A 25,096-nucleotide genomic window follows, 5' to 3' on the forward strand; every position below is an offset into this window, starting at 1 on the left:
GCCCGGAACTTTACCCTGAGAGTTCGCCGGGAACGAGGGGTTGACCCGTCATGGCCTGACCACACTCGCTTCCGCTCCCCCGGACGAAGATTTCGGCGCACGTCGGGCTCGGATCCCCTGCACGATCGCATCGCCGATCACGAATGCCGCGAGTGGCACCCCGACGAGAGGAAGGGCGTATCCGATGCCGATCGCGGCGGCGACGACGAGGGCGACCGCCCACACCGGTGCGTTCGGCAGTGCGTCGCCGGGAACCGCTCCCATTCGACGGGCACCGTCGCGCGTGGGGCGGCGTCTCCACCACATGAGGTAGCCCAGCACGACCATCACGGCGATGCCCGCGGCGACGACGAACAGGACGAGCTGGTTCACCAGTCCGAACATCGACCCCATGTGGAGGTCGACGGCCCAGCGCGCGAGCTTCGCCATGACGGGGTAGTCGGCGAAATCCACCCGATCGACGACCGCGAGCGTGTCGCCGTCGACCGCGACCGCATCGACCTCGGTCGGGAAGCTCCGCTGGATCTCCTGGACGACCCAGGCCTGCCCCGCCGAGGCGGGCGGCCGGATCTCGATCAGCCCGACGTTCACGTTCTCGGTGCGGGCGACCGCGAGCACGTCGTCGAACGTGTCGGGCGACACCGCCGCCGTCGGCGCGGTGACGACGCCATGGTCGGCGTGGGTTCCGGCGGTCGAGCCGGCGGTCGAGCCAGCATTGCCGAGCTCGGTCGTCAACGCGGGGTTCTGCCACGACAGCGCGGCGCGCAGCGTCGAGACGTTGGCTCCGCCGTAGGTCGACCACGTGATGCCCGACGCCGAGAGGAAGAGCGCTCCGACGACGAGCCACACCCCGAGCGACGCGTGCCATCCGAAGAGCCTGCGATACCCCGTGGCGCCGCGCTTCGGGCGGAGCAGGTCCTTCTTCGCGCGTGCCCGGCGCAGCCGCGCGACCCAGAGGGCGAGTCCCACCGCGACGACGATGCCGAGCCATGAGGCGGCGAGCTCGCTGTAGAGGCGGCCGGGCTCACCGAGCTGGAGGTTGCGGTGCAGATCGCTCACCCACGCGCGGATCGGCAGCGCGCCGCTCGTGCCGTACACCGTGAGGTCGCCGCGGATCTCGCCGGTGCCCGGGTCGACGAAGACGGCACGGGTCTCGCTCGGTCCGAGGCCTTCCTGCGCGAACATGACACGCGTCGTGTCGCCGGCTTCCGGCGCGGGCCGGACGGCGGCGAGGGATGCGCCCTCGCCGATGTACGCCTGCGCGACGCGGACCTGGTCGCCGATCGAGAGTGCCGTTTCGGTGACGGGCGCGCTGAGCTCGTGGGCGTAGACGGCACGCTCGAGCTGCGGCGTCACGACGTAGACCGCGCCGCTGAGGGCGGCGATCAGGATGAACGGGCCGACCAGGATGCCGGCGAAGAAGTGGATGCGCAGCAGCAGCGGCATCGCCCACGGCCGGCGACGGGCGGGCGGAGCGTGTTCGCGCGTCGGGGTGACGGGTGCGCCGTCGCGGTCGGAGGCGCCGCCTGCGGGCGTGCGCGACTCGGTGATGGACATGGGTCTCCTCGGTCGTCGGGGTGCCGGCGCGCGGAGAAGGTTCGGCGCGCACGACGCATCGCCCCGACGGTCGCCGAGGCGTCAGGAAGCGAGGAGTGCGGGCGGGCCGCGGCGGGCGGGAGCCGCCAGGAGAGTCCGGAGGCGCGGCATACCGACGCTCGCCGTCAGCGGGCGCACCCGCGGCGGCATCTGGACGCGAGGGAGGGCGCCTCGGGTCACGGTACGCAGTCGCAGCGCGATCCGCCGGGCGATGTCCGACAGGGCCGCGACGAGCTGCTCGCCGCGATGGAGCAGAAGCGTCGTCACCGCGGCGGCCAGCACGTGGGCCACGAGCATCGCGGCATCCGGTGCGACCCCGGCCAGCCCACCGGGCACACCGGGTATAGCGAGGAATGCCGGCAGCGACATATGTCCCGCATGCAGGCTGAACGGACCCGTCTGGCCCGCGGCGCCGGGCGCGCCCGGCGCCGAGCCTGCAAGCGGGACGACCCCGAGCGCGAACATGACGTGGAAGAGCGCCTGCGCGGCGGTGACGGCCACCCCGAGGCGAACGACCGAGAGACGCCGCCCGACGACGAGAAGGCTCACCATCAGCGAGAGCGCCCACGGTAGCGCGGCGCCCAGGGGCGAAGGCGGTTCGCCTCCCGCCGCGACGTGCGAGAGCAGCGCGACGAACGTCGCCAGGGTCGCGGCGGCGACGGCTCTCAGCGCGCGCTGGTGGCGAGGGGAGGTCACGTCGCGGCGGTCAGTCGGTCGATCGGTCGGTCGGGCGGTCGTCAGACTCCGACGCGGGAGAAGGCGTCGAGGCTGATGCCCTGATCGAGCACGGTCCTCGACCACTCGCGGGCAGAGTGCAGGGAGTGGTCGCGGTAGTTGCCGCACTCGAGCGCGGAGACGCCCGGGATGTCGGCCTCGACCGCCTCATCTGCGATGAAGCGCAGGCTCCCCGTCAGTGCGGCGACGACGTCGGCGACCTCGGGCTCGCCCCACATCAGCAGGTGGAATCCGGTGCGGCAACCGAAGGGCGAGATGTCGATGACACCGTCGATGCGGTCACGGAGGAGGCCGGCGAGCATGTGCTCGATGGTGTGGATGCCGGCGGTCGGGATCTCGCCCGCGTTGGGCTGCACGAACCGCACGTCGAAGTTCGTGATGGTTCCGCCGCCCGGACCGTGCTCGACCCCGATGCGCCGCACATAAGGGGCGATCACGGCGGTGTGGTCCAGCGTGAAGCTCTCGATTTCAGCCATGGTTTCCTCCCTCGGCGCGGGCGGTCGGACAGCAGACACAGCCCGTCGTTCCGGCCAGATTAGCCCGCCGAGCCGCGGGGTCGGCCCACCCCCGCTCCCAGGTTACGTCCAGGGACTGTCCGGGACTCGTCCAGACTCACCGCGCAGACTCGGGGAGTTTTGTGCGTCCGCCCGAGACGCCCGCCGCCTGTCGCGGTGCCCGCAAACATCGAAGGACCGCCCCTGTTCGCATGACTTCTTCGTCAAGCCAGCCCACCCGCCGCGACCTGCGGCGCTCCACCAGCTCCAGCTCCACCAGCTCCACCACCTCCGCATCCCGCCGCTTCGTCCGCCCCGCCGCCCTCACTCTCGGGCTGGCCCTGGGCCTGACAGCGGTCGTCGGCACGACGGCCTCGGCCGCGCTTCCCACCGCCTCGGGTCCCGCCCCCGTCATGCAGCGCGCCGCGCTCGTGACCGCGGCGGCGACGTCGACGGCCAAGCCGCTCAGCGCGATCGAGCAGGCCACGAGCGACGCGGTCGCCGCAGCCGAGGCATCCGTCGTCGAGGCCGCGACCGTGACCGGCGACGTGTCTGCGGCCGCCCTCCCCATCGAGGGCGACACGACGATCGACACCGCGCAGCTGCGTGAGCGTATCGAGGGTCTGAAGCAGACCGACGTCATCCCGACGCTGCTCCTCCCCGACCTGACCGACAAGCTGGTCGACGCGACCGATGACGTGCAGGCCGAGACGTCCGACCTGCGCGGGCGCCTCGAGGCGGCGCAGGCGCAGAAGGCCGCCGAGGAGGAGGCCGCTCGCATCGCCGCTGAGGAGGCTGCAGCAGCCGAGGCCGCCGCACAGGCCAAGGCCGAGGAAGAAGCCGCCGCCGCCGCGGCCGCACAGCGCTCGACCAGCTCGCGTTCGTCGTCCTCGTCGTCGGCTGCGCCCGCTGCTTCTGCGGTCGCCTCGACGGGTGACAACTCGCCCGGCGCCGCACAGGAGGCCGCGAGCAGCATGCTCGGCGAGTTCGGTTGGGGCCAGGACCAGTTCTCGTGCCTCGTCTCCCTCTGGAACAAGGAGTCGGGCTGGAACTACCAGGCCTACAACAGCGGCAGCGGCGCCTACGGCATCCCGCAGGCGCTCCCCGGCAGCAAGATGGCGTCGGCCGGCGGCGACTGGCAGACCAGTGCCGTCACGCAGGTCCGCTGGGGCCTCGGCTACATCTCCGGCCGCTACGGCTCGCCGTGCGGCGCGTGGGGCCACTCCCAGTCGACCGGCTGGTACTGACCCGATAGCAGGCGAAAGCGCACGTCTGCACGGTCCGCTGACGCGGAGACCGTGCAGACGTGCGCTTTCGCTGTTCCGGCGGGTCAGTCCTCGTCCGGGAGAGCCTCGTCGTCGAGGAGGTCGTCGCCCGTGACCTCGAGCGTCGGGGCCTCCTCGATCGGGTCGATCGGCATCTCACCGGGTGCGACGAAGGGCACGTTTCCATTGAGACTCATGAGGGTTCCTCCCTGCAGTTCGTGAACCGCTCACGCTACGACGATGCCCGGCCGCGGTCAGCCCCGTTGCCTCGCGGCGACGTCGGGTGTACCCGGTGTCGGTGGTCGGGGGTACCGTCGGTCGCGACGAGGAGGTCACCATGAACAGGCTCGGCAACATCACCTTCTATGCAGACGATCCGCGGGCGCTCTCGCACTTCTGGTCGGATGTCTTCGGCTATCCCCGCCTCGACTGGCCCGACGACATGCGCCGGCAGCAGCTCGAGGCCGGTCTCACCGACGACGATCTCGACCGCCGAGGGCTCGCCGAAGATCCCGACGGCCGCGGGCCGCGCCTCTACTTCCATCACGCCGACGGCGCGAAGACGGGGCGCAACCGGCTGCACATCGACGTCTCGGTCGCACCCGCAGACGGCGAGCGCCGGGCCTCGCCGCAAGCCGTAGACGCCGAGAAGGATCGGCTCGTCGCGCTCGGCGCGAGCGTCGTCCGGCTCGTCGAGCAGCAGTGGGGCGCGTGGCCCGAGCGCTACTGGCAGATGACAGACCCCGAGGGCAACGAGTTCTGCCTCCAGTGACCACCCGTCATAGGGTCGACGTCATGGCCCCCCGCATCCTCGCCGTCGTGAACGGCCGCATCGTCCCCGTGTCCGCACCCGTCATCGAGGGCGGGACGGTCGTCGTCACCGACGGCGTGATCACCGCCGTCGGCGGACCCGAGACGCCCGTTCCCGACGGAGCCGAGATCGTGGATGCCGCGGAGCGCTGGGTGCTGCCCGGATTCGTCGAGGCCCACGGGCATCTCGGCGTCCACGAAGACGGCGAAGGCTGGTCGGGCAATGACACCAACGAGATGACCGACCCGAACGGCGCTCGTTTCCGCGCACTCGACGGCATCGACATCGAGGAGGTCGGGTTCCGCGACGCATTGCGCGGCGGCGTGACGTCCGTCGTCATCAAGCCGGGATCGGGCAACCCGATCGGCGGACGCACGGTCGCGATCAAGACCTGGGGCGGGCGCACCGTCGACGAACAGGTGATCGCCGAGAACGTGTCGGTGAAGTCGGCCCTCGGCGAGAACCCCAAGCGCGTCTACGGTGACAAGAAGCAGACGCCCTCGACCCGCCTGGGCGTCGCCTCCGTGCTGCGCGACGCCTTCGTCGATGCGCAGAACTACGTGGCCAAACGGGATGCCGCGGCAGCCAAGGGCGAACCATTCGATCGCGACCTCGGCAAAGAGACGCTCGCGGAGGTGCTCGACGGCACGCTCCTGTGGGACCAGCACAGCCACCGGCACGACGACATCGTCACCGCGATCCGTCTGGCCGAGGAGTTCGGCTACCGCCTCGTCGTCAACCACGGCACCGAAGGCCACAAGATCGCCGATGTCCTGGCCGAGAAGGGCATCCCGGTCATCTTCGGACCGATGCTCACCTCGCGCTCGAAGGTCGAACTGCGCGACCGTGCGATCGGGGCCCTCGCCCTGATCGCTGCGGCGGGCGTCACCGTCGCGATCACGACCGATCACCCCGTTGTGCCGATCGACCAGATCCGGCTGCAGGCCATCCTGGCAGTGCGCGAGGGCCTCCCGGCCGACGTCGCCCTGCAGGCGCTGACGACCAACCCCGCCAGCATCCTGCGTCTCGACGATCGCGTCGGTGCTCTCGAGCCCGGTCGCGACGGCGACCTCGTGCTGTGGTCGGGCGACCCCCTCGCGGTCGAATCGCGTGTCGAGCACGTCGTGATCGGCGGCGCCACGGTGCTCGAGACCACCGATGACGGAGACGTGCACATCGTCGAGCGGTGGGAGCGGTTCGGGCGCTCCAGCTGGCTGCGCTGATCCCGCCCGGCTGAACCGGGGTCTCCCTCGCGCGCGAGCGCAAGAGGTACCCGCATGCCGCGGAACGGGTGTGCACTGAGGGCATGTCGAACCTGCCCCTGTGGCTGCTCCTGGTGATGTTCGTCGGCGCTGCCGCCGTCGTGTGGGTAGCGGGCATCCAGCTCTCGAAGTCGACCGACGTGCTCGACGACCGGTGGCATATCGGCAGTGCCTTCGGCGGACTCATCGTGCTCGCCGTGGCGACGAATCTTCCGGAGATAGCCATCACCGTCAGCGCCGCGATCTCGGGCAACCTCGAGGTCGCCGTGGGCAACATCCTCGGTGGCATCGCCCTGCAGACGGTCGTGCTGGTGATCCTCGACGCGTTCGGCAGGCGCGGGCACGGGGTCAAGCCACTGACCTACCGCGCGGCATCCCTCGTCCTCGTCCTCGAAGCCGTGGTCGTGGTCGCCGTGCTCGCCGTGGTGATGGCGGGGAGCCAGCTGCCCGGTGACCTCGTCGTCGCACGGCTGACCCCCGATGTCGTGCTCATCGCGGCGCTCTGGCTCGCGGGACTGTTCCTCGTGCAGCGCGCCGGGAAGCATCTGCCCTGGCATGAGAACGGCACGTCGCCGGGCGCGAGCGAGCACACGCCGGGCCACCGGCGCGCGAAGCCGCAGCATCCGCATCATGCGATGAGCACTCCCGCGGTCGTCGTGGTGTTCGTGGTCTCGGCGCTCGCGACCCTCGGTGCGGGAGTCGTTCTCGAACGATCCGGCGACGCGATCGCCGACGGGATCGGGCTGTCGGGCGTGCTGTTCGGAGCCACCGTCCTCGCGCTGGCCACCGCGCTGCCGGAGATCTCGACGGGGCTGCAGGCGATCCGGCAGGGCGACGACAACCTCGCGATGAGCGACATCTTCGGCGGCAACGCCTTCCTGCCGGTGTTGTTCCTCGTGGCGACACTGATCTCGGGGCAGGCCGTGCTGCCCCAAGCGAACGGCGCCGACATCTATCTCACGGCGCTGGCCGCGCTGCTGACCCTCGTGTATGTCGTCGGGCTCATCTTCCGGCCCGCACGGCGCGTCGCCGGGATGGGCGTCGACTCGCTCGTCGTGCTCGTGCTCTACGGCGCCGGCGTGGCGGGTCTCTTCGCCGTCGCCGGGTGAGCGTCGCCGAGTGGGCGTCGCCGAGGGCGCGGGTCAGACCTCGTCCGAGCGGGGCGACCGCACCGACCAGCCCACGCGGCGCAGTGCATCTGCCAGGCGCGCGGCCTCGGTCGCCGCAGCATCCCACGACACGTCGGAGCACACGTCCACCGCCAGCGGGGGCGGGTCGGCGAACTTCGGGATCTGCACCTCCGCCCATACGTCCCGGCCGAGTCCGACGCGGGGGAACGCGGTGCCCGCGTTCTCGATGACGCCGTCCGAGACGAAGGCGATCGTCTCGAGCGCGTCGGGCTTGGCGATCGGCAGGTCGACGACGAGCGTGACCACGAAGGGTCCGCTGGCGGTGTCTCGGCCGTGGGCGTGCACCCGCTCATCCTGACAGACCGGCGGCTCCTCGAAGGCCGAAAGCCCGACGTCGGTGAGGCGCAGGCTCAGTGTTCTCAATGATTACGAAGAGATAACGGAAAACCCTTGCTCGTCGTTACCTCGTCGTTATAGAGTGCTCGCACGGTAGCTGTTTTGCTGTGGCAGCCACCGGCATGTGATTGCAGGAAACTCTTGGTGCAAAGGGACGAGGGCCCGACCGAATGCCTCTTCGGTCGGGCCCTCAACTGCGTTCGCGACGCCCGGCGGGGCTCCGACTGACGGTCACTCAGGCGCCGCCGCCACCACCCCCGCCGCCTCCCCCGCCCGCTGAACCGCCGCCGCTCGACCCGCCAGCCGTCGACGACGACGACGCGGCGGCCGACGACAGGGTGCCGATGCCGGCCGCGAACGACGAGGCGTCGAACCCTCCGGAACCGGAGTACCAGATCGGCGCGGTCACGCCGGCTGCGGCGTACGCCGCCGTCAGGTGGGCCGCCCACTCCTTCTCGCGGCCGAACAGCACGGCGTACGGCAGCAGCCGCTCGTAGATCCGCAGCACCTCCCGCGGGTCGTCCGTCGCCACGGGCTCGCGTTCAGCGCCCGCCGGCGACTGCAGCATCCGGATGCGATCTTCTTCGGCCCAGCGAATGAACAGGTCGAGCCCCAGGAGGTGATCACGCGTCTCGGCGCCGGCTCGCGAGAGCGGCGAGCCCGAGACGGCGAAGATCACGACGAAGAAGGATGCCGCGGCCAGCACGATCCCCACCACGGGGAGGGCCGGGTGCACGTACGAGCTCAGGGCCAGCGCGCCGAACAGGATGACGAGACCGGCCAGCACGACGCACGCGGCGACTGGCCAGCCACGAACCCCGGCCGGAACCGTGCGGTACATGTCGCGCCGCTTGAGGTTGTCCTCGGCGAGCTTGAGGGCGCGCTGCGTCTCGGATGAGAGCCGGGTATCGGACGAGCCGAAACGGTAGATCTCGCCGCGCCGGTGGTGCGGGAACATCCCGCTCAGCAGCATCCGGCCGTTCTGATCGGCCAGCTTCGGGTCGACCAGTTCCGCCTGCAGCTTCGCCCGCCCCCAGCGATGCTTGCCGTCGTCGACGATGCGGATCGAGCCGACGAGCGCCTGCTCGAGCACCTCGGCCGGGATCGCCTTCGAGGTCTTCTTCAGCAGCACCGCCGACTCGAGAGCATCGATATCCCGGGGAGGGGTGTACTCGGCGATGATCGTGGGGCGCCCCGGCTCGTCGCGGAGGTAACGGCGCCGGTTCCGCAGCGCCCAGCCGGTAGCGCCGGCGAGGAGCGCGACCGACCCGGACTGAAGCCATCCGAGAGGCGACGACACGAACGAGGTGTCGTAGGTCTCGAACGCACCCGCTTCGAACCCGACCGCCAGGGTGAGGGTCTCATGCGGAGCCAGGTCGGACGCCGACGCGGTGATCGTGGCGCCATCCGGCGACGCGGTGATCTCCGGGCACGCGGTGGTGCTGTCCTGCTCACCGACGTAGCAGGCCTGACGTCCCGCGAGGGAGTCCGCGATGGTCGGATCGACATGCAGCGTCGCGGTCACCTGACGGAACGGCTGGTTCCAGTCGGTGCCGTTGACGTCCCAATAGAACTCGAGTCCCGTGTCGGGGAAGTCCCAGACGACGTTCTCAAGGTCGTAGGTGAACACGAACGTGTTCCGGCCGTGCAGGTAGGCAGCGCCTCGCGTCAGGATGCCGAGCGTGCCGTCCTCGCTGTCGGTCTCGACGGGCCGGGCCGCGCCGTTCTCATCCGTGACCGAGATGAGCTCGGGATGCAGCGGCTGCCCGTTGTAGGTCTCGGGAAGAAGTCGCCGCATGCCGCGGTTCTGATCCGAATCGGGGAAGTCGGCGACGAACGTCTCGACGACGCGCATGCGTGCGGTCCCGTCGTCTTCGCGGGTGAGTGTGTAGTCGACGGACAGCGAGTCGAAGACGAACGCATCGAGATGGGCGGATTCGTCGGCGGATGCCGCGGCCGGTGCTGCCAGCGCGAAAACTGCTGTGATCAGCATGAGGACCGCGACCGCGACTGCCGCCCGGCTGCGACGGATCATGCCGACCAGCTTAGGCGGGCAGTAAAGTTGTCGCCATGAGCGATCGTCGTCGTGCCGTGGCAGCGTGGGAGAGTCTCTTCCGCGCACAGCACGAGATCTTCGACGACATCAGCAACGACTTCGCCGGCGACGAGCTCACGCAAGCCGAGTACGACGTGCTCTTGACCGTCGTGCGTGGCGCCGGTCATCGTGCGCGGCTGCGCGACGTCACGGCGAATATGCTCATCAGCCAGCCGAGCGTGTCGCGGCTCGTCGACCGGATGGTCGCGCGCGGGCTCATCACCAAATGCGGAGACCCGACCGACGGCCGCGGCGCGATGCTCACCGCGACACCCGAAGGCGTCTCGGCGTTCCGCCGCCTCGCGGCAGCTCACGGACGTTCGATCGCCGAGCGGATGTCGGTGCTGTCGACCGACGAACTGGAGCAGCTCGAGCAGCTCACGACGAAGCTGCGCCGACTCTCCTGATCTGCGGCGCCCGGTCCGGTGACTTTCGGGCGGGTGGTGGCGTGGCGGTTCGTGACGGGCCTTGGCTCGGTTCGGGTGCGGCGTCGCCGGGGCCGGAGTGCCGGGCGCCTGCTCCTCCCCAGCGGCGCCGTCATCAATTGCCCTCACAGTCGCACAAAAGTTCGACCTGAATGTCGTACCCCGCTGCCACAATGGGAACATGGCAGCGAGCGGCGAGATGGGTGGGGTGCGATGCGATGACGCCGCGCCCGCGCAGGTGCTCGCGTTTGCGCGGTTCGCGGAAGCGCTCGATGTTGTCCATGCCGGCGAGGTCGCGCGGATGCGTGCGTTGGCCGATCTGGGCCGGTCGGCGTTGCGGGAGGCCCGGCACGGTGGGGTGCGGGGCATGGCCTCCGACATGGAGCTGCGATCGGTTGCGGCCGAGGCCGCGGGGATGGCCCGGTTGACGGATCGGCGGTTGCAGGGCGAGATCGACCATGCGATGACCGTCATCGACGACTACCCCGCCGTGTTCGAGGCGTGGGTGGAACGGCGGATCGAACGCGGACACGTCGATGTGATCGTGCGGGTCGGGGCGGGGCTGCCGGACGAGGTGTGGGAGTCGTTCGCGGAAGCGGCGATCGGCGTGTGCGAGCGGGATGTGCCGTCTCGGGTGCGGGGTGCGCTCGAGGTTTTGGCGGCGCGGGTGCACCCCCAGTCGTTCACGGAGCGGCACACGGCTGCGGCGGCGGAGCGGTGCGTGCGGGTCTTCCACGGGGCCGACGGGATGTCGAACCTCGTCGCCAACCTCCCCACCGTCATCGCCACGGGGATGCTCGATCGGCTCACCCAGATGGGACAGTCGGTGAAGGACGCCCGGGATGCGGGTGGTTGCGGTGGGGCGAATGAGGTCGGGGCGAGCCCGGAGGCTGACGCGGCGGATGCCGCCGGGGAGGATGCGGCGCCAGACGCCCGAACCATGGACCAGCTGCGGGCCGACATCCTCGGCGACCTCGTCCTCGGCGGAGCACCGGTGGTCGACCCGACCTACGGAACCGACCGGGCCGGCGGGCTCGGCGCGATCCGGGCGCGCGTGCAGGTCACCCTCACCGCGGAGACCCTGATAGGCCGTGACGAGCACCCCGCCGACGCTGTCGGTGCCGGACTGATCGACGCCGACACGGCGCGTGACCTCGCCGGACAGGTCTCCGAGTGGGACCGGTTGTTCATCGACCCGGTCACCCGCACCCCGGTCGAGGTCGACACCTACCGACCCACCATCGCGATGAAGAAACTCCTCACCGCACGCGACCAGCACTGCAGGTTCCCCGGATGCCGCAGAGCCGCGATCCGGTGCGAACTCGACCACACCATCGACTACGCCCTCGGCGGCCACACCCACATCTACAACCTCGCCCACCTGTGCCAGAGACACCACTCCATGAAGCAATTCACGACATGGGAAGTGCGGCAGGTTGGTGGCGGAGTCCTGGAATGGACCTCACCCCTCGGCAGGGTCTACCGAGAAGACGTACCCGTGCCCGCGGTCTGCTTCACCACCGACCCGACCGACACGACCGATCCACCGCGGGGCGGTCGAACTGGCGGGGCACCGCCACCCGAACCACCACCCTTCTGAGCCGGTGCGTCGCGCACTCGCGCGCACCACGACTTTTCCCAGGCGTGGCGAAACTATGCCAGCGCGCCCCACGACGCATCGCTGCCTCGACGCATCGCTGCCTCTCTGAGGTCAGTCCGCGACGACCCTGAGACCCTGCCGTCGCTGTGCACACGCAAAGGGCGGCCGCGCCCCCGAAGGGGCTGCGGCCGCCCGTCATGCAGTGCGCTCGACGCGCGCCGTGAACGCGTCACGACATGCGCTTCGGCAGGTCCTGCGCGATCAGTTGTCGATCAGTTCTCGATCGGCACCACCGGCGCGGCGGCGTCGGTCGTGACCTCCACCTTCCGCGGCTTGGCCTTCTCGCTGACCGGGATCGTCACCGTCAGGACACCGTTGTTGTAGGTCGCGGCGATGCCCTCGGTGTCGACGCCCTGACCGAGGTTCAGCTGACGCAGGAAGCTGGCGGCCTCGCGCTCGCGCGTGATCCACTTCACACCGTCACCGCTCGCGAGCGTGCGCTCGGCGCGGATCGTCAGCAGCTGGCCGTCGACGTCGATGTCGACCGAACCCGGGTCGATGCCGGGCAGGTCGGCGGTCATCACGTAGTGGTCGCCGTCACGGTAGAGGTCCATCGGCATGCGACGGGGGCCGCGGCGCGTGTCGAAGAGGCTCGAGGCGATGCGGTCGAGGTCGCGGAACGGGTCGTAAGTAGCCATCGATCTTTCCCTTCTCTGATGCTTCGTGTTGAGATCTGAAAGTTGAGCCTTAGCGGCTCAACTGCATACAGATTAGCACTCCACCCCATCGAGTGCCAAGGGTTCTCGCACGGCGAACAGCGCCCCGACGAGCGGGGCACATGGGCGCCACTCAGCACTCGACGACGTTGACGGCGAGACCGCCTTCGCTCGTCTCCTTGTACTTGTGCGACATGTCGATCCCGGTCTGACGCATCGTCTCGACGACGGCGTCGAGCGAGACGTAGTGCTGCCCATCGCCGCGCAGGGCGAGGCGCGCCGCGGTGACCGCGGTCGACGCGGCGATCGCGTTCCGCTCGATGCATGGAATCTGCACGAGGCCGCCGACCGGGTCGCACGTGAGCCCCAGGTGATGCTCCATGGCGATCTCAGCAGCGTTCTCGATCTGCGCGCTATTGCCGCCCATGACTGCCGTCAGACCGCCCGCCGCCATCGCGCACGCGGAACCCACCTCCGCCTGGCAGCCGCCCTCCGCGCCCGAGATCGACGCGTTCGCCTTGAAGAGCGAGCCGAGCGCGGTCGCGGTCAGCAGAAACCGCCGGATGCCGCGCCGGCGATCGAGCTCCTCCGACCCGAGCCGCGACTCCGCGGCGAACCGCCACCAGTACATCGCGACGGCGGGGAGGATGCCCGCGGCCCCATTCGTGGGCGCGGTGACCACGCGTCCCCCCGATGCGTTCTCCTCGTTGACGGCGAGCGCGAAAGCGCCGAGCCACTCCCCCGGGAGCTCGCGCCCACCGGCGGCCTCGGCCGCTTCGAGCTGCGCGCGCATCGCACCTGCGCGACGCCGCACCCGCAGCATCCCCGGCAATGTGCCCTCGGCGCGCAGGCCCGCCTCGACGCACCCCGCCATGGCGTCCCAGATCGCGTCGAGGCCGGCGGCGACCTCGGCCTCGGGCCGGAGCGCCTCCTCGTTGCGGCGCGCCAGCCCGGCGATGCTCAGGCCATCGCGATCGCACAGCTCCAGCAGCTCTGCGGCACTGCCGAAGCGGTACGGCCATGCGACATCCCGGCCCGGCGAACCATCGGCGTGCGATTGCTCGCCCGTCCCCGCCCGGCGGATGAAACCGCCCCCGACCGAGAGGTAGGTCTCCGATGCGACGAGCACGCCTGCGGCATCCCAGGCGTTGAGCGTCATCGCGTTCGGGTGCTCGGGCAGTCGCGTCCGCGGCTCGAAGGACACGTCGCTTCGCGAGAACGACACCGGGTGCCGCCCCGCGAGCGAAAGGACCGCTCCGTCGACCCAGTCCGTCCACGCCGCGCGAACCACATCGGGATCGACGGTCTCCGGCGCGTGGCCCTGCAGCCCCGCGACCACGGCATCCGGCGTGCCGTGCCCGATCCCGGTCGCCCCGAGCGACCCGTACAGCACACAGCCGACGCGCTCGACCTCGTTCAGCCGGCCACCGGCTTCGAGCCCCACCGCGAAGGCGCGGGCAGCGCGCAACGGTCCGACCGTGTGGGAGCTCGAGGGTCCTACACCGATGGAGAACAGCTCGAACGCCGAGACGTAAGCGCTCACACCCCCAGGCTACGCCAGCATCTGCCGCAGGAGCCCGGCGACGTCAAGGGCATATGCGAGAACCCGGGGCGCACCTATCGTCGCGACCGATGACCACTGCACCCCACCCCCGTCTGGCGTCGCTCAAAGCCGCCGCGCGAACCGCGGGCGGCGAGGCCTTCGCGGTCTCGCGCCTGCTGCTGGCCGGCAAGACGGCCCTCGCCGCCGCCATCGCCTGGTACCTCGCACCGTTCGTCCCCTTCGCGCACGACGAGTACTCCTACTACGCACCGCTCGGCGTGCTCGTCAGCATGTACCCGACGATCGCCGACTCGGCCAAGGCCGGACTGCAAGCGGTCGGCGGGCTGGCGATCGGCATCGCGATCGGGCTCGCGGGCCTGTGGATCGTCTCGGGCCCGAGCCCCCGCATCCTGGGTGTCGCGATCGTCGTCGCCGCGGGCGTGGCTGTCGGCGGCATCCGGGCGCTCGGCACCGGCCGGGACTGGATCGCCATCGCGGCGTTGTTCGTGCTGCTGCTGGGAGCGAACGACGCCGGCGGTTTCTCGGTGTCGTACCTCGTCACGATGGCGTTCGGCGTCGTCATCGGTGTCGCCGTCAACCTCGCGATCGTTCCGCCCCTGTACCTGCGACGCGCCTCCACCCGCCTGTCGCAGCTGCGCGACGCGGTCTCGGACCGCCTCGAGATGCTCGCCGCCTCCGTCGCCGACAGCGCGCCCACCGACGCGACCGGCCAGCGCTATCTCCAAGAGATCCTCGACGCCGTCTCGGCCGACGTGCGCGAGGCCGCCCGCAGCCGCAAAGCCCACCCGCTCGCCCGACGACGCCGCGGGATCGAGGCCGAGAACGGGCGCCGCCTGAGAGCGCTCGAGAACACCGTCCGCCAGACGATCGAGCTCGCCGAGGGGATCGACGCCCTCCCTCTGACCCCGGATGCAGAGCCGCTGCGCGCCGAGCTCGCCGAGGCGGTACGGGCCACGGCGCGGGCGGTGGCACGGCCGGTGCGCGATCCCGCGACCCCGGCGGCGGTCGAGGAGGCCGAGACGGCACTCGCCCGCGTCGTCGAGGCGGCACCCACGCCCAGCGACGGCCGCATCTCGCCGTGGACCCGCGCCGCGGTCGATCTCAGCCGCATCATCGACGCGTCTCGACCGTTCGCCTGACGCGACCGGTCGGCGCGGCAGGTCACCGCGCCGGGATACCCAGCACCCGTTCGAGGTACGGCCCCGAGAACTTGCCGTTCGGGTCGACCCGCGCGACAAGCTCGCGGAAGTCGTCGAGGCGCGGAAGCGAGTCGCCGATGGGCATCGAGAAGACCTTGCCCCAGTGCGGACGAGCGTCGAACGGTGCGAGCACGCGCTCGACGTGAGAGATCGCCGCCCGAACGGCATCCGGTTCGTTCTTCCAGGTGAAGTGGATGCAGACGCTGTCGCGTCCGAACCCGGGCGAGAGCCAGAGGTCGTCGGCCGCCACGGTACGCAGCTCGGTCACGAGGAGTGCCGGCTCGACCCGGTCGGCGATCGAACGAACGGCCGCGATGGCCTCGACGGCCACAGCCCGGTCGACCCAGTACTCGGTCTGGATCTCGTCGCCGTTGGACGGCGTCGCGTCGATACGGAAGTGCGGCAGACGCTCGCACCAGTCGCCGGGCACGCCACCCTGCTCGGTGGTGTTGTCGACCCCGTCCGCGGCCGGCGAGTCTGCCTTCGTCCTCACGCGACGGGCACTCAGCAGCCGCTCCGCCATGTCGGGAGCCGAGGTTTCGTCGAGACGCTCTTTGATCCAGACCTCGCCGACATCGGCCGTGTTCCAGCGCGTGAACACGCTGACGCTGTACCCGGATGCCGTCACCTCGTCGAACCGCTCGAAGAGGTCGTCCCACGTGAGCCCGGCATACGTGTCCTGGCGAACCCGGTACGTGGGTTCGATCGCGAGCGTCAGGCGCACGACCGGCCCGAGCGCGCCGAGGTGGACGACGCTCCCGGCAAAGTCGTCGTCGCCCGCTGAGACCGTGCGCAGCTCGCCGTCCGGGTCGATGAACTCCAGCGCGCGGACGGCGGTCGCGAGCGAACCGTTGCGATCGCCTGATCCGTGCGTCGACGTCGCCGTCGCGCCCCCGACGGAGATGTGCGGCAGCGACCCCATGTTGTGCAGCGCCCACCCGTGATCGGCGAGGTGCCGAGCGACGACGGCGTACCGCGTGCCGGCCCCCACGGTCACGGTGCGGGCCGCCTCATCGATGACGATGTCGGGATCGATCCCGGTCAGGTCGAGGAGAACGCCGGCAGCGTCGGCCAGGTCGTTGAAGGAATGCCGAGTCCCCAGCGATCTGACGTGGTCGTGAGACGCGACGAGTCGCTGCGCCTCGGCGATCGTCGTCGGCACGAGCACGCCTTCGGCGGCGAAGGTGTGTGTTCCGGCCCAGTTCCGTTCGGTCACGAGCCCACGCTACGCGATGGCCACCGAGAATGTACACAGCTACAACAAAGTCCTCGACGCTGTCACGCCAGATGGCGCCAGAGAAACAAAGAAGCCCCCGCAGAGCGGAGGCTTCTCGTTCACTGTCTCAACACAGTGTGCGCCCGAAGGGACTCGAACCCCTAACCTTCTGATCCGTAGTCAGATGCTCTATCCATTGAGCTACGGGCGCATGGCCTGGAATGTCTCCCGGGCCGTCGTCAAGCATAGCCCGCTCTCGCACAAAGAGCGAATCGAGCGCGGAACGGCTAGTCGATCACCGGCGCGGCCGCGGAATCGAGGGCTTCGTCGCGCTCGACAACCTGCCGTTGCGCGTTGCGACGCTGCGACCGCAAGCGCGGAAGATCGACCATCCGTAGAGCTTGCATGCGCGCCGTGCGCATGCGCTCGTAGTCGGGTTCGAGATCCGGCCGCGCCGCCTCGATGCGAAGGGTCCGGTCGATGTTGCCGGCGACCTCGGACCACGCGGCCTCGCGCGCGTCGGCGATCAGTTTGCGCAGCTCGCCCTCATCCGCCGCGCGTTCACGCAGCTCCTTGGCGATGCGCAGCGACTGCTTGCGCCGCCGTCGCAGGTTCGACACATCGCGGCTGCGGTAATCGTGGGTGCCGCTCGAGTCGCTGTAGCGGCCGCTCGCCGCCTTACGTTCTCGGTGAGTGCGCTCGGCGTCGGCCTCGGCTTCCTCCGCGAGCGAGATCAGCGCATCGCGGGCGTCGTCGAGAAAGCGATCGGGCTCGAAATCGCGCCCGTCGGCGAGGATGTCGACGAGGATGGCGTTCTTGAGCGCCAGGCGGGTCGCCGCGGAGGCGATGTACAGCCCTTCGGCGACGATCTCCGAGCTCTTGGTACGCGCTTGACGGGTGGCCAACGCTGCCCCTCCTCACCTCACCCCAATCCTATGGGGCCCAGGTGTCATCCGAGCTTGGTGATGATCGCCGCGATCCGTCTCGCACGGGTCTCCGGCGTCTTCGCCGACTCGACGTTGACGACGTGCGCCTTGCGCGCGCTCGGCGCCAGACGGTCGAACGCCGCGGTCGCCCCCGCTTCGGCCAGCGCGGCGACCAGATCGTCCGGCGTCTCGACCTCTCGAGGCGCCTCATCCAGCTCGATGTCGACGACGATGGCATCCCCGCCCGCGAGGCCACTCTCGCGCCGCCGCTCGGCGGAGAACGGCACCAGCGCGAGCCCGCGCATCGAACCCACCGTGCTGCGGAAGGAGAAGCCGTTGACGGTGACGGAGACGGCGGGACGACGCCCACCGCCTAGGGCATCCAGCACCGAGAAGGGCACCTCGATGCCGGTGTTGTTCCCGAACTGGGACAGCGTCGTCTCGAATCGCACGATTCTCATTACCACCGCCCATGAAGGCAGCACAAGGCCTGTGAGCCGTGAAGTCGCTGACCGTAGCCTCGCGTCACGGCCTGGGCATTACTCCCCATCGATATCGACGACCACACAAGATCGGACGCCCCGGGCCCACCCAGAGGCAAACCGATCTGCCACTGTCACCGAACAACCGCAGCACCGCGACATCCGTCGCCCAATGGGAGGGAACCCTCATGCGTACATCACCGAACCGCCTCGTGGCGATCATCTTCGGCGCCGTCTACATCCTCGTCGGCCTCCTCGGCTTCACCGTGACCGCGGGCGTCGACTTCATCGCCACCGAGGGTGGCCTGCTGCTCGGCATCTTCGAGGTCAACCCGCTGCACAACATCGCGCACCTCCTGATCGGCGCCGCGCTGCTCATCGGCGGCCTCTCCGGCGTCCGCGCCGCGAAGGGCGTGAACACGACGGTCGGTGCCGCCTACCTGCTTCTCGGCATCGTGGGCTTCTTCATCCAGGACAGCGCCGCCAACGTGCTCGCCCTGAACACCGCCGACCACTTCCTCCACCTCGCCAGCGCCCTCGTGCTGCTGGGTGTCGGCCTCGGCACCGACCGCGCCACCGCCCCGCGCACGGCCGCGATCTGATGAACGCCGCCGCGCTCACCCGCTCCTGGCCCACGCTCGCCGCGTGGGGGGCTGGCCTGCTCCAGCTCGGCGTGGGCGCGGGCATGATCACCCAGGGCACCGGAGCCGCCGACCGCGGCGTCGGTGCCCTGGCGGTCGCGGTCGGGGCGGCCGCCCTGGGTTGGGGCGTCGCCGCCCTGACGCGCGGCCGCCTCGTCGCTCCCCGCGTCGCGATGGCCATCGCCGTCGTCGGCACGGTGATGTCGGGGCTTGCTCTTGCGGCGGACCCGATGCGCATCAGCGTGCACGCCGTCGGCGTGACCGCCCTTCTCCACGTCGCGTACGGCGTAGCGGCGGCGGCCGTCGTACGGCGGGCGCGCTCAGCGTCAGCCGACACCTCTCCCGCCGACGCCCGAGTCGCACCACGGACGAGCGTCATCGGACTCGTCGCGGGCTGCGTCATCGTCGCCGGACTCGTCACACCGGCACTGGGCGCGACGGAGGCCGGCCGCGCTGCGCCGAGCCACTCCGACCACCCGCTCTTCTCCACCGAGCACAGTCACTGAGACCCGGCGCTCGGCGACCCAGCCGCGGGATCAGATCGCGCTGATGCGCCAGGAAGCCTCGACCGTCTCGGCGGGAGCGATGAAGATGAGTCCCGCGTCGTAGTCGTAGCGTGCGGCGTTGAACGCATCCGGCGCGCACGTCATCGGCTCGACCGCGAGACCCGCACGGTGCCCCGGCTGCGCCGGTCCCCCGGGAAGGTCGGCGGTGTGCACCTGCACCCAGGGACACGCGGAATCCCACGAGATCGCGACGCCGGTGCCCGACGGATCGGTCACCCGCACGGTTGCCACGCTGTCATCGGTACGCGAGAGCCCCGTGAACGCATGGTCGATCTCGACGGCGCCCAGCGCCCGCGGCTCTCGGAAGTCGAACTCGGCGATATCCGAGACATCGGCCAGCGCGACCGGCGACAACCGATCAGGCGTCACCTCGAGCACGCGTGCGGCGGGAAGCTCGAGCGTCCACTCGTCGAGCGGCGACGACCCGGCGACGAGATAGGGATGCGGCCCCGTGCCGAAAGGCGCGGCATCCGTACTCTCGTTCGTCGCGCGCACCGTCTGCGTCAATCCGTCGGCGCCGAGCCGGTAGGTCGTCTCGACGCGCACCGTCCACGGGTAGGCCGTCTGCGCGACGATCGTGGCGCCGAGCGTCACGTGATCGGCGGCGACGACCAAGGGCTCGAAGTCGAGCCAGGCCACCAGGCCGTGCAGCGCATGGTGCCGCTCGGGTTCGGTCAGGGCGAGGCGGTAGCGCGTGCCGTCCACCTCGTACTGGCCGTCGACGACCCGGTTCGGCCACGGCGCGAGCGTCGCGCCGCGGTAACCCGGACGCACCTCGTCCTCGCCGTAGGGCACGACGAGGTCGCGTCCGGCGACCCGGAAGGAGCGCAGCGACGCTCCCACGCTCGCCACGATCGCCTCGGCGTCGCCGAATCGCAGCACGTACGACGTTCCGGATGCCGCCACGGGCGTCCCCTCTCGATTCTGGTTCTCAGAGCTCACAGTCCGCGGGCCAGGCGGTAGTAGGCCTGGTTCCAGCGGAGCTCCTTCTGGAATCCTCGCACCGTCGTGTCGTCGTCGATGACCACGAGCTCCGTCCCGGCGATCTCGGCGAAGTCGCGGAACACCTCGATGCCGACCGCCGTCGTCATGACCGTGTGGTGGGCTGCACCGGCTGCGAGCCAGCACGCGGCGGACGTGGCGAAGTCGGGCGCCGGCTTCCAGATCGCGCGTCCTACGGGCAGCTTCGGCAGGTCGGGAGCCTCGACGTTCTCGACGACGTTCGCCGTCAGACGGAACCGGTCGCGCATGTCGCTCATCGCCACGACGAGCGCGGGACCCGGGTCGGCGGTGAAGACGAGGCGCACCGGGTCGTCCTTGCCGCCGATGCCCAGCGGGTGGATCTCCAGACGGGGCTTCGCGGTCGTCAGCGACGGCGACACCTCGAGCATGTGCGCCCCGAGGATGCGCTCAGAACCGGGAACGAGGTCGTAGGTGTAGTCCTCCATGAGGCTCGCCCCACCGGGCAGACCCGAACCCATGACATTGGCGACGCGCACGAGGATCGCGGTCTTCCAGTCGCCCTCGGCGCCGAAGCCGTACCCCTCGGCCATGAGGCGCTGGACGGCGAGGCCGGGCAGCTGCTTCAGGTCGCCGAGATCTTCGAACGATGTGGTGAACGCCCCGAAGCCGCCGCTCACGAGGAACGAGCGCAGCCCGATCTCGATCGCCGCGCCGTCGCGCAGCGACTGGTGCCGCTCGGCTCCCGGGAGCAGTTCGTCGGCGACGTCGTACTGCGCGAGATAGACCTCGACCAGCGCATCGACGTCGGCGTCGGATGCCGCGGCCACGGCCTCCGCCAGCTCGTTCACGCCCCACGTGTTGACCTGCACGCCGAACTGCAGCTCGGCCTCGGTCTTGTCGCCCTCGGTCACCGCGACGTAGCGCATGTTGTCGCCGAAGCGCGCGAGCTTGAGCGTGCGGGCGGCCTGCCAACCGGCCGCGGCCCGCTGCCAGTCCTCGATCTGGCGGGTGACCTCGGGGTTGGAGACGTGCCCGACGACGGTCTTGCGCGAGACGCCGAGACGCGTCTGGATGTAGCCGAACTCGCGGTCGCCGTGGGCGGCCTGGTTGAGGTTCATGAAGTCGAAGTCGATGTCGGCCCACGGCAGCTCGACGTTGGCCTGCGTGTGCAGGTGCAGCAGCGGCTTGCGCAGGGCGTCGAGACCCGTGATCCACATCTTGGCCGGGCTGAACGTGTGCATCCACGCGATGACGCCGATCACCGAGTCGTCGGCGTTCGCGTCGAGCGCGAGCCGGCGGATCGACTCGGAGTCCTTCAGGACGGGCTTCCACTCGACACGCACCGGCAGCCCGGCGAGGCCGGCGACGACCTGCTGCGACTGCTCGGCGACCTGGCGGAGGGTCTCCTCGCCGTAGAGGTTCTGACTGCCCGTCACGAACCAGACGGTGTACTGCTCGAGAGAGGTGGAGAGGGTCATTGTTCTTCTTCCGGTGGTATCGGACGGGTCAGGAGAGGGCGGCGACGGCGGCACGCTCGACGGCGAGCCCCGCGTCGTAACGATCGAGGTAGGCGGCGAAGCCGGCGGCATCCGCCTCGTCGGGCTCGGCGACGTCGATCGACGCAGCCGCGAAGACGCGCTCGCGGAGGTAATCGTCGAGATCGAGCCCGTCGCCGTGGACGAGATAATCGGCGAGGACGGCGATGCCCCACGCGCCTCCCTCGGAGGCGGTGTCGCCGACGGCCACCGGGGCACCGAGAGCGGCGGCGAGGAACCGCTGGGCGACGCCGGCGGTGCGGAACATGCCACCGTGGGCGAACATCCGGTCGAGCTGCACACCCTCGCGGTCGAGCACCCGCATACCGAGCGCGAGGGTGCCGAAGACGCCGTACAGCTGCGCGCGGATCGCGTTCGCGAGCGTGAAGCGGCTGTCGGGGGTGCGGACGAAGAGCGGACGCCCCTCGTCGGTACCGGCGATGGGTTCGCCCGCGAGGTGGTTGTAGGCGATCAGGCCGCCCGCGTCCGGGTCGCCCGAGAGGGCCTCGCGGAACAGGATGTCGTAGACGCCGTCCGCACCGAGCTCCGAACCCGACGCTGCGGCGAACCGCTCGAACATCCCGACCCACGCCGCGAGCTCGCTCGCTCCGTTGTTGCAGTGGACCATCGCGACGAGATCGCCCGCGGGCGTCGTGACGACGTCGATCTCATGGTGAGTGCTCTGCAGCGGCCGCTCGAGGACGACCATGGCGAAGATGCTCGTGCCGGCGCTGACGTTGCCCGTGCGCGGGGCGACCGCAGCGGTGGCGACCATGCCGGTCCCGGCGTCGCCCTCGGGAGGGCAGAACGGGATGCCGGGGTGCAGCGCCCCCGACGGGTCGAGCAGTGCGGCGCCGGCGTCGGTGAGCACACCGGCGGCCTGCCCGGCGACACGGACCTCCGGCAGCAACGAGCGAACGCCGGCGGGAAGACGGCCCGCCAAGTGGGCGTCGAAGAGGTCGACGCGGCGCTGGTCGTAGTCGCGCGTGGCCGGATCGATGGGGAACATCCCCGACGCGTCACCGACGCCGAGCACCTTCTCGCCGGTCAGTCGCGCGTGCACGTAGCCGGCGAGGGTGGTCACGTGACGGATGTCGTCGACGTGCGCCTCGCCGTCGAGCACCGCCTGGTGCAGGTGGGCGATCGACCAGCGGAGCGGGATGTTGATGCCGAGCAGCTCGGTGAGCTCGGCGGCGGCCGGGCCGGTGCTGGTGTTGCGCCAGGTGCGGAAGGGCACCAGCAGCTCGTCGTCAGCGTCGAAGGCGAGGTAGCCGTGCATCATCGCCGAGACCCCGATCGCCCCGAGAGTCTCGGGCACGACGCCGTACGCGGACTCGACCGCGGCCGTCAGGTCGGCGTAGGCGGCTTGGAGACCTGACCACACGTCGTCGAGGGCGTAGGTCCAGCGACGCTCTTCGAACCGGTTCTCCCACGCGTGCGATCCGGTCGCGAGGACGTGTGCCGGATCCGGGCCGATGAGGCACGCCTTGATGCGCGTCGAGCCGAACTCGATGCCCAGGCTGGTGCGACCGGCGAGGATGTCGTCGCGATCGGCGGATCGATCGCGCGTGGCGGTGTGGGTCACGGATGCCTCCATTGGTCGTGCCGCGGTGGGATCATGTTACCGGTAACACCTGCTTCGTGCGAGCGTCGAAGACCTGGTCACCCGGCCTCATACCCCGCGAGTCGATTCGCGCACGACGAGTCGAGGCGGAGTGGGCTCGGCGGGCGAGGCATCGCCCAGCAGGATACGGACGCATCTCCACGCCTCCCCCGCGATGTCGAGCCGCACCGTGGTCAGGGCCGGCCGGTAGAACGCAGCGTCGGGATGGTCGTCGAAACCCACCACGCTGACGTCCGCGGGCACATCCAGCCCGAGGCGAGCCAGCCCGGAGATCAAGCCGAGCGCCATCTGGTCATTCGCGACGACGACCGCGGTCGGCCCTGCCGCGGCGCCGATCGCGCCCGCGATCTCGGGAGCCAGGGCAGCGCCCGAGCCGGCGGACCAGTCGCCGCGCCACCGGCCCGCGATCTGCAGTCCCCGGCGCGCGAGGGCAGACTCCGCGCCGGTGTCGCGGGCGACGGCCTCGAGCCAGGCAGCCGGGCCCGACAGGTGGGCGATGCGGCGGTGCCCGGCATCCAGCAGGTGGTCGACGGCCAGCGCCGCTCCCTCGGCGCCGCGATCGCCCCCGCTCGCGCGCTCCCCCGCTGCATCCACCCGCGCATGCAGGGGCACGACGGGAACTCCGAGGGAAGCCGCAGCGAGGACCGCGAGGGCGGCGGTATGCGGAGCCACGACGACGATGCCGTCCACGCCCTGGGCGAGCAGATGATCGGCGGCAGCGGAGACGCTGCCCGCGTCGGAGCCGTCGGCGTAAGCCGTGGCAATCCACCGGCCTGCTGAGCGCGCCGCACGCTCGAGGGCGCCGATGCCCGCCGCGGGGCCGTACAGGTCGGTGTCGGAGGCGATCACCCCGATCGTCCGCGTCGTCGCGGTGCCGAGGGCACGGGCTGCGTTGTTGACGCGGTAGCCCAGCTCGGACATCGCCGTGATCACGCGCTCGCGCGTCTCGGGCCGGATGTGGGGGTGGTCGTTGATGACACGCGAGACCGTCTGCGTCGACACGCCCGCAGCGGCCGCGACATCCCGCACACCCACTCGCGCCCGCCCGGGCATCGCTTCGCTCACTGCGCCAGGCTAGCGGGCACGCCGAAGGGCGGCACCGGCCGAAGCCGCGTGCCGCCCCTCGAGATCTCTCGGTCGGATCCGGTCCTGAGGATCAGCGGTCGCCGAGGATGCCGCCGACCAGGTCGTCGACGTCGGAGGTCACATCCGAGGTGATGCCGCCGACGAGGTTGTCGACGGTGCTGCCGATGCCGCTCGTGACGTCGCCCGTGCTGACATCACCGGTGCCGACGTCCGTGCCGTTGCCGAGGTCGGTGCCGACCTCGTTGCCGTTGCCCACCTCGTTGCCGGTGCCGACCTCGTTACCGTTGCCGGTCTCGTTGCCGGAGACGACGGGGGCGTCGATCGGGGCCTCCACGGCGGTGTCGTTGCCCGAGGCGATCGGGGTGTCGTTACCCGACAGCAGTGCGCCGTTGCCGACGTCGCTGATCAGCGGGCCGTTGACGAGGCCGCCCTCGAGCCCGAGGTTGCCGATGTTCGCACCCTCGCCGACTCCGGTGCCGTTGGCCTCGAGGACGCTGTCGATCCACGTCGACAGCGCGTCGAAGGACGACGTGACATCCGTGGTGGTGGTCGTGTCTGTGGTGGACGAGTCGACCGCGGTGGTGTCGTCAGCCGACGCGGGCAGAGCGAATCCGGCGGTGGCGATCGCGGCTGCACCGAGGCCCGCCGTGCCGAAGATTGCTGCTCGCTTCAGGTTCGTACGCATGTCTCTTCCTTCCGTCACGTCCGCTGGATTGCGGCACGTGGGGCTATCCGAGACGGGCACCGGGGCGGATTGGACACCTCGAGC

At 70.4% G+C, this 25,096-nt stretch carries 25 protein-coding genes and 1 tRNA gene; 9 read left to right on the forward strand and 17 right to left on the reverse strand.

What is annotated here, in order from left to right:
* Positions 1-48 precede the first annotated feature (48 nt).
* From ACU6RU_RS01830 to ACU6RU_RS01840, 3 genes are all read right to left on the reverse strand, one after another.
* Positions 49-1,557, reverse strand: a complete 1,509-nt coding sequence (locus ACU6RU_RS01830; RefSeq protein WP_446725750.1) for a PepSY-associated TM helix domain-containing protein — start codon at positions 1,555-1,557, stop codon at positions 49-51.
* A gap of 81 nt (positions 1,558-1,638) precedes the next feature.
* On the reverse strand, positions 1,639-2,292 hold the full coding sequence (locus tag ACU6RU_RS01835; protein ID WP_446725751.1) for a hypothetical protein: 654 nt from the start codon (positions 2,290-2,292) through the stop codon (positions 1,639-1,641).
* A 41-nt stretch (positions 2,293-2,333) separates the two neighbouring features.
* Positions 2,334-2,807, reverse strand: coding sequence for an S-ribosylhomocysteine lyase (locus ACU6RU_RS01840; RefSeq protein ID WP_289330950.1), 474 nt, complete (start codon positions 2,805-2,807; stop codon positions 2,334-2,336).
* A 230-nt stretch (positions 2,808-3,037) separates the two neighbouring features.
* Here ACU6RU_RS01840 and ACU6RU_RS01845 point away from each other — a divergent pair, with 230 nt between their 5' ends.
* On the forward strand, positions 3,038-4,072 hold the full coding sequence (locus ACU6RU_RS01845) for an aggregation-promoting factor C-terminal-like domain-containing protein (protein WP_259455235.1): 1,035 nt from the start codon (positions 3,038-3,040) through the stop codon (positions 4,070-4,072).
* Positions 4,073-4,155: 83 nt separating this feature from the next.
* Here the strand turns inward: ACU6RU_RS01845 and ACU6RU_RS01850 are convergent, their stop codons facing one another.
* Complete coding sequence (locus ACU6RU_RS01850; protein WP_259455236.1) at positions 4,156-4,287, reverse strand: hypothetical protein; 132 nt, start codon at positions 4,285-4,287, stop codon at positions 4,156-4,158.
* A gap of 140 nt (positions 4,288-4,427) precedes the next feature.
* Between ACU6RU_RS01850 and ACU6RU_RS01855 the strand changes: the two genes are divergently transcribed.
* The 3 genes from ACU6RU_RS01855 (at position 4,428) to ACU6RU_RS01865 (ending at position 7,272) form a co-directional block, all read left to right on the forward strand.
* Entirely contained in the window at positions 4,428-4,862 is a 435-nt protein-coding gene (locus tag ACU6RU_RS01855; RefSeq protein ID WP_120264392.1) for a VOC family protein, read from the forward strand.
* 23 nt (positions 4,863-4,885) lie between these two features.
* Complete coding sequence (locus ACU6RU_RS01860; RefSeq protein ID WP_446725752.1) at positions 4,886-6,124, forward strand: amidohydrolase; 1,239 nt, start codon at positions 4,886-4,888, stop codon at positions 6,122-6,124.
* Between the two features lie 83 nt (positions 6,125-6,207).
* Entirely contained in the window at positions 6,208-7,272 is a 1,065-nt protein-coding gene (locus tag ACU6RU_RS01865) for a sodium:calcium antiporter (RefSeq protein ID WP_446725753.1), read from the forward strand.
* A 33-nt stretch (positions 7,273-7,305) separates the two neighbouring features.
* Here the strand turns inward: ACU6RU_RS01865 and ACU6RU_RS01870 are convergent, their stop codons facing one another.
* Entirely contained in the window at positions 7,306-7,638 is a 333-nt protein-coding gene (locus tag ACU6RU_RS01870) for a hypothetical protein (RefSeq protein ID WP_446725754.1), read from the reverse strand.
* 286 nt (positions 7,639-7,924) lie between these two features.
* Positions 7,925-9,724 carry a DUF2207 domain-containing protein gene (locus ACU6RU_RS01875; protein ID WP_446725755.1) on the reverse strand — a complete coding sequence of 600 codons (1,800 nt, stop codon included), beginning with the start codon at positions 9,722-9,724 and terminating at the stop codon, positions 7,925-7,927.
* Positions 9,725-9,759: 35 nt separating this feature from the next.
* Here ACU6RU_RS01875 and ACU6RU_RS01880 point away from each other — a divergent pair, with 35 nt between their 5' ends.
* The gene (locus ACU6RU_RS01880) at positions 9,760-10,191 is read left to right on the forward strand and encodes a MarR family winged helix-turn-helix transcriptional regulator (RefSeq protein ID WP_120263379.1); all 432 of its coding nucleotides are present in this window, start codon (positions 9,760-9,762) and stop codon (positions 10,189-10,191) included.
* Between the two features lie 199 nt (positions 10,192-10,390).
* Entirely contained in the window at positions 10,391-11,809 is a 1,419-nt protein-coding gene (locus ACU6RU_RS01885) for a DUF222 domain-containing protein (RefSeq protein WP_446725756.1), read from the forward strand.
* A gap of 272 nt (positions 11,810-12,081) precedes the next feature.
* Here ACU6RU_RS01885 and ACU6RU_RS01890 read toward each other — a convergent pair whose 3' ends face one another.
* A complete protein-coding gene (locus ACU6RU_RS01890) occupies positions 12,082-12,507 on the reverse strand; it encodes an Hsp20/alpha crystallin family protein (RefSeq protein WP_064956137.1) in 426 nt (141 codons plus the stop codon).
* 151 nt (positions 12,508-12,658) lie between these two features.
* Positions 12,659-14,068 carry an L-serine ammonia-lyase gene (locus tag ACU6RU_RS01895; RefSeq protein WP_289330944.1) on the reverse strand — a complete coding sequence of 470 codons (1,410 nt, stop codon included), beginning with the start codon at positions 14,066-14,068 and terminating at the stop codon, positions 12,659-12,661.
* Between the two features lie 89 nt (positions 14,069-14,157).
* Between ACU6RU_RS01895 and ACU6RU_RS01900 the strand changes: the two genes are divergently transcribed.
* Positions 14,158-15,228 carry an FUSC family protein gene (locus ACU6RU_RS01900; protein ID WP_446725757.1) on the forward strand — a complete coding sequence of 357 codons (1,071 nt, stop codon included), beginning with the start codon at positions 14,158-14,160 and terminating at the stop codon, positions 15,226-15,228.
* Positions 15,229-15,250: 22 nt separating this feature from the next.
* Here the strand turns inward: ACU6RU_RS01900 and ACU6RU_RS01905 are convergent, their stop codons facing one another.
* From ACU6RU_RS01905 to ACU6RU_RS01920, 4 genes are all read right to left on the reverse strand, one after another.
* The gene (locus tag ACU6RU_RS01905) at positions 15,251-16,504 is read right to left on the reverse strand and encodes an FAD-binding protein (protein ID WP_446725758.1); all 1,254 of its coding nucleotides are present in this window, start codon (positions 16,502-16,504) and stop codon (positions 15,251-15,253) included.
* A gap of 138 nt (positions 16,505-16,642) precedes the next feature.
* Positions 16,643-16,715 (reverse strand) — tRNA-Arg (locus ACU6RU_RS01910).
* A gap of 76 nt (positions 16,716-16,791) precedes the next feature.
* A complete protein-coding gene (locus ACU6RU_RS01915) occupies positions 16,792-17,409 on the reverse strand; it encodes an asparagine synthase (protein WP_446725759.1) in 618 nt (205 codons plus the stop codon).
* Between the two features lie 44 nt (positions 17,410-17,453).
* A complete protein-coding gene (locus ACU6RU_RS01920) occupies positions 17,454-17,891 on the reverse strand; it encodes a YdeI/OmpD-associated family protein (protein ID WP_446725760.1) in 438 nt (145 codons plus the stop codon).
* Positions 17,892-18,100: 209 nt separating this feature from the next.
* Here ACU6RU_RS01920 and ACU6RU_RS01925 point away from each other — a divergent pair, with 209 nt between their 5' ends.
* Positions 18,101-18,514, forward strand: a complete 414-nt coding sequence (locus ACU6RU_RS01925) for a DUF4383 domain-containing protein (RefSeq protein ID WP_120263386.1) — start codon at positions 18,101-18,103, stop codon at positions 18,512-18,514.
* Positions 18,514-19,059: a hypothetical protein gene (locus ACU6RU_RS01930; protein ID WP_120263387.1), complete on the forward strand. Its 546-nt coding sequence runs from the start codon at positions 18,514-18,516 to the stop codon at positions 19,057-19,059. The genes ACU6RU_RS01925 and ACU6RU_RS01930 overlap by 1 nt, the downstream gene beginning before the upstream one ends.
* Before the next feature lie 30 nt (positions 19,060-19,089).
* Here ACU6RU_RS01930 and ACU6RU_RS01935 read toward each other — a convergent pair whose 3' ends face one another.
* The 5 genes from ACU6RU_RS01935 to ACU6RU_RS01955 form a co-directional block, all read right to left on the reverse strand.
* The gene (locus ACU6RU_RS01935; RefSeq protein ID WP_446725761.1) at positions 19,090-20,025 is read right to left on the reverse strand and encodes an aldose 1-epimerase family protein; all 936 of its coding nucleotides are present in this window, start codon (positions 20,023-20,025) and stop codon (positions 19,090-19,092) included.
* Between the two features lie 32 nt (positions 20,026-20,057).
* Positions 20,058-21,560, reverse strand: coding sequence for an L-arabinose isomerase (araA, locus tag ACU6RU_RS01940; RefSeq protein ID WP_446725762.1), 1,503 nt, complete (start codon positions 21,558-21,560; stop codon positions 20,058-20,060).
* Positions 21,561-21,588: 28 nt separating this feature from the next.
* A complete protein-coding gene (locus tag ACU6RU_RS01945) occupies positions 21,589-23,202 on the reverse strand; it encodes a xylulokinase (protein ID WP_446725763.1) in 1,614 nt (537 codons plus the stop codon).
* A gap of 87 nt (positions 23,203-23,289) precedes the next feature.
* Positions 23,290-24,306 carry a LacI family DNA-binding transcriptional regulator gene (locus tag ACU6RU_RS01950; protein WP_446725764.1) on the reverse strand — a complete coding sequence of 339 codons (1,017 nt, stop codon included), beginning with the start codon at positions 24,304-24,306 and terminating at the stop codon, positions 23,290-23,292.
* A 91-nt stretch (positions 24,307-24,397) separates the two neighbouring features.
* Entirely contained in the window at positions 24,398-25,012 is a 615-nt protein-coding gene (locus ACU6RU_RS01955; RefSeq protein ID WP_120263392.1) for a hypothetical protein, read from the reverse strand.
* Between the last annotated feature and the right edge of the window lie 84 nt (positions 25,013-25,096).

The sequence above is a fragment of the Microbacterium sp. F1-18 genome (assembly GCF_052921305.1).

What these genes read in the sequence shown, in the direction of transcription:
- ACU6RU_RS01875 (WP_446725755.1), bottom strand. Translation starts at nt 9,724, where the DNA reads ATGATCCGTCGCAGCCGGGCGGCAGTCGCGGTCGCGGTCCTCATGCTG.
- ACU6RU_RS01840 (WP_289330950.1), bottom strand. Translation starts at nt 2,807, where the DNA reads ATGGCTGAAATCGAGAGCTTCACGCTGGACCACACCGCCGTGATCGCC.
- ACU6RU_RS01830 (WP_446725750.1), bottom strand. Translation starts at nt 1,557, where the DNA reads ATGTCCATCACCGAGTCGCGCACGCCCGCAGGCGGCGCCTCCGACCGC.
- ACU6RU_RS01845 (WP_259455235.1), top strand. Translation starts at nt 3,038, where the DNA reads ATGACTTCTTCGTCAAGCCAGCCCACCCGCCGCGACCTGCGGCGCTCC.
- araA (WP_446725762.1), bottom strand. Translation starts at nt 21,560, where the DNA reads ATGACCCTCTCCACCTCTCTCGAGCAGTACACCGTCTGGTTCGTGACG.
- ACU6RU_RS01860 (WP_446725752.1), top strand. Translation starts at nt 4,886, where the DNA reads ATGGCCCCCCGCATCCTCGCCGTCGTGAACGGCCGCATCGTCCCCGTG.
- ACU6RU_RS01885 (WP_446725756.1), top strand. Translation starts at nt 10,391, where the DNA reads ATGGCAGCGAGCGGCGAGATGGGTGGGGTGCGATGCGATGACGCCGCG.
- ACU6RU_RS01925 (WP_120263386.1), top strand. Translation starts at nt 18,101, where the DNA reads ATGCGTACATCACCGAACCGCCTCGTGGCGATCATCTTCGGCGCCGTC.
- ACU6RU_RS01930 (WP_120263387.1), top strand. Translation starts at nt 18,514, where the DNA reads ATGAACGCCGCCGCGCTCACCCGCTCCTGGCCCACGCTCGCCGCGTGG.
- ACU6RU_RS01900 (WP_446725757.1), top strand. Translation starts at nt 14,158, where the DNA reads ATGACCACTGCACCCCACCCCCGTCTGGCGTCGCTCAAAGCCGCCGCG.
- ACU6RU_RS01850 (WP_259455236.1), bottom strand. Translation starts at nt 4,287, where the DNA reads ATGAGTCTCAATGGAAACGTGCCCTTCGTCGCACCCGGTGAGATGCCG.
- ACU6RU_RS01955 (WP_120263392.1), bottom strand. Translation starts at nt 25,012, where the DNA reads ATGCGTACGAACCTGAAGCGAGCAGCAATCTTCGGCACGGCGGGCCTC.
- ACU6RU_RS01890 (WP_064956137.1), bottom strand. Translation starts at nt 12,507, where the DNA reads ATGGCTACTTACGACCCGTTCCGCGACCTCGACCGCATCGCCTCGAGC.
- ACU6RU_RS01865 (WP_446725753.1), top strand. Translation starts at nt 6,208, where the DNA reads ATGTCGAACCTGCCCCTGTGGCTGCTCCTGGTGATGTTCGTCGGCGCT.
- ACU6RU_RS01920 (WP_446725760.1), bottom strand. Translation starts at nt 17,891, where the DNA reads ATGAGAATCGTGCGATTCGAGACGACGCTGTCCCAGTTCGGGAACAAC.
- ACU6RU_RS01855 (WP_120264392.1), top strand. Translation starts at nt 4,428, where the DNA reads ATGAACAGGCTCGGCAACATCACCTTCTATGCAGACGATCCGCGGGCG.
- ACU6RU_RS01880 (WP_120263379.1), top strand. Translation starts at nt 9,760, where the DNA reads ATGAGCGATCGTCGTCGTGCCGTGGCAGCGTGGGAGAGTCTCTTCCGC.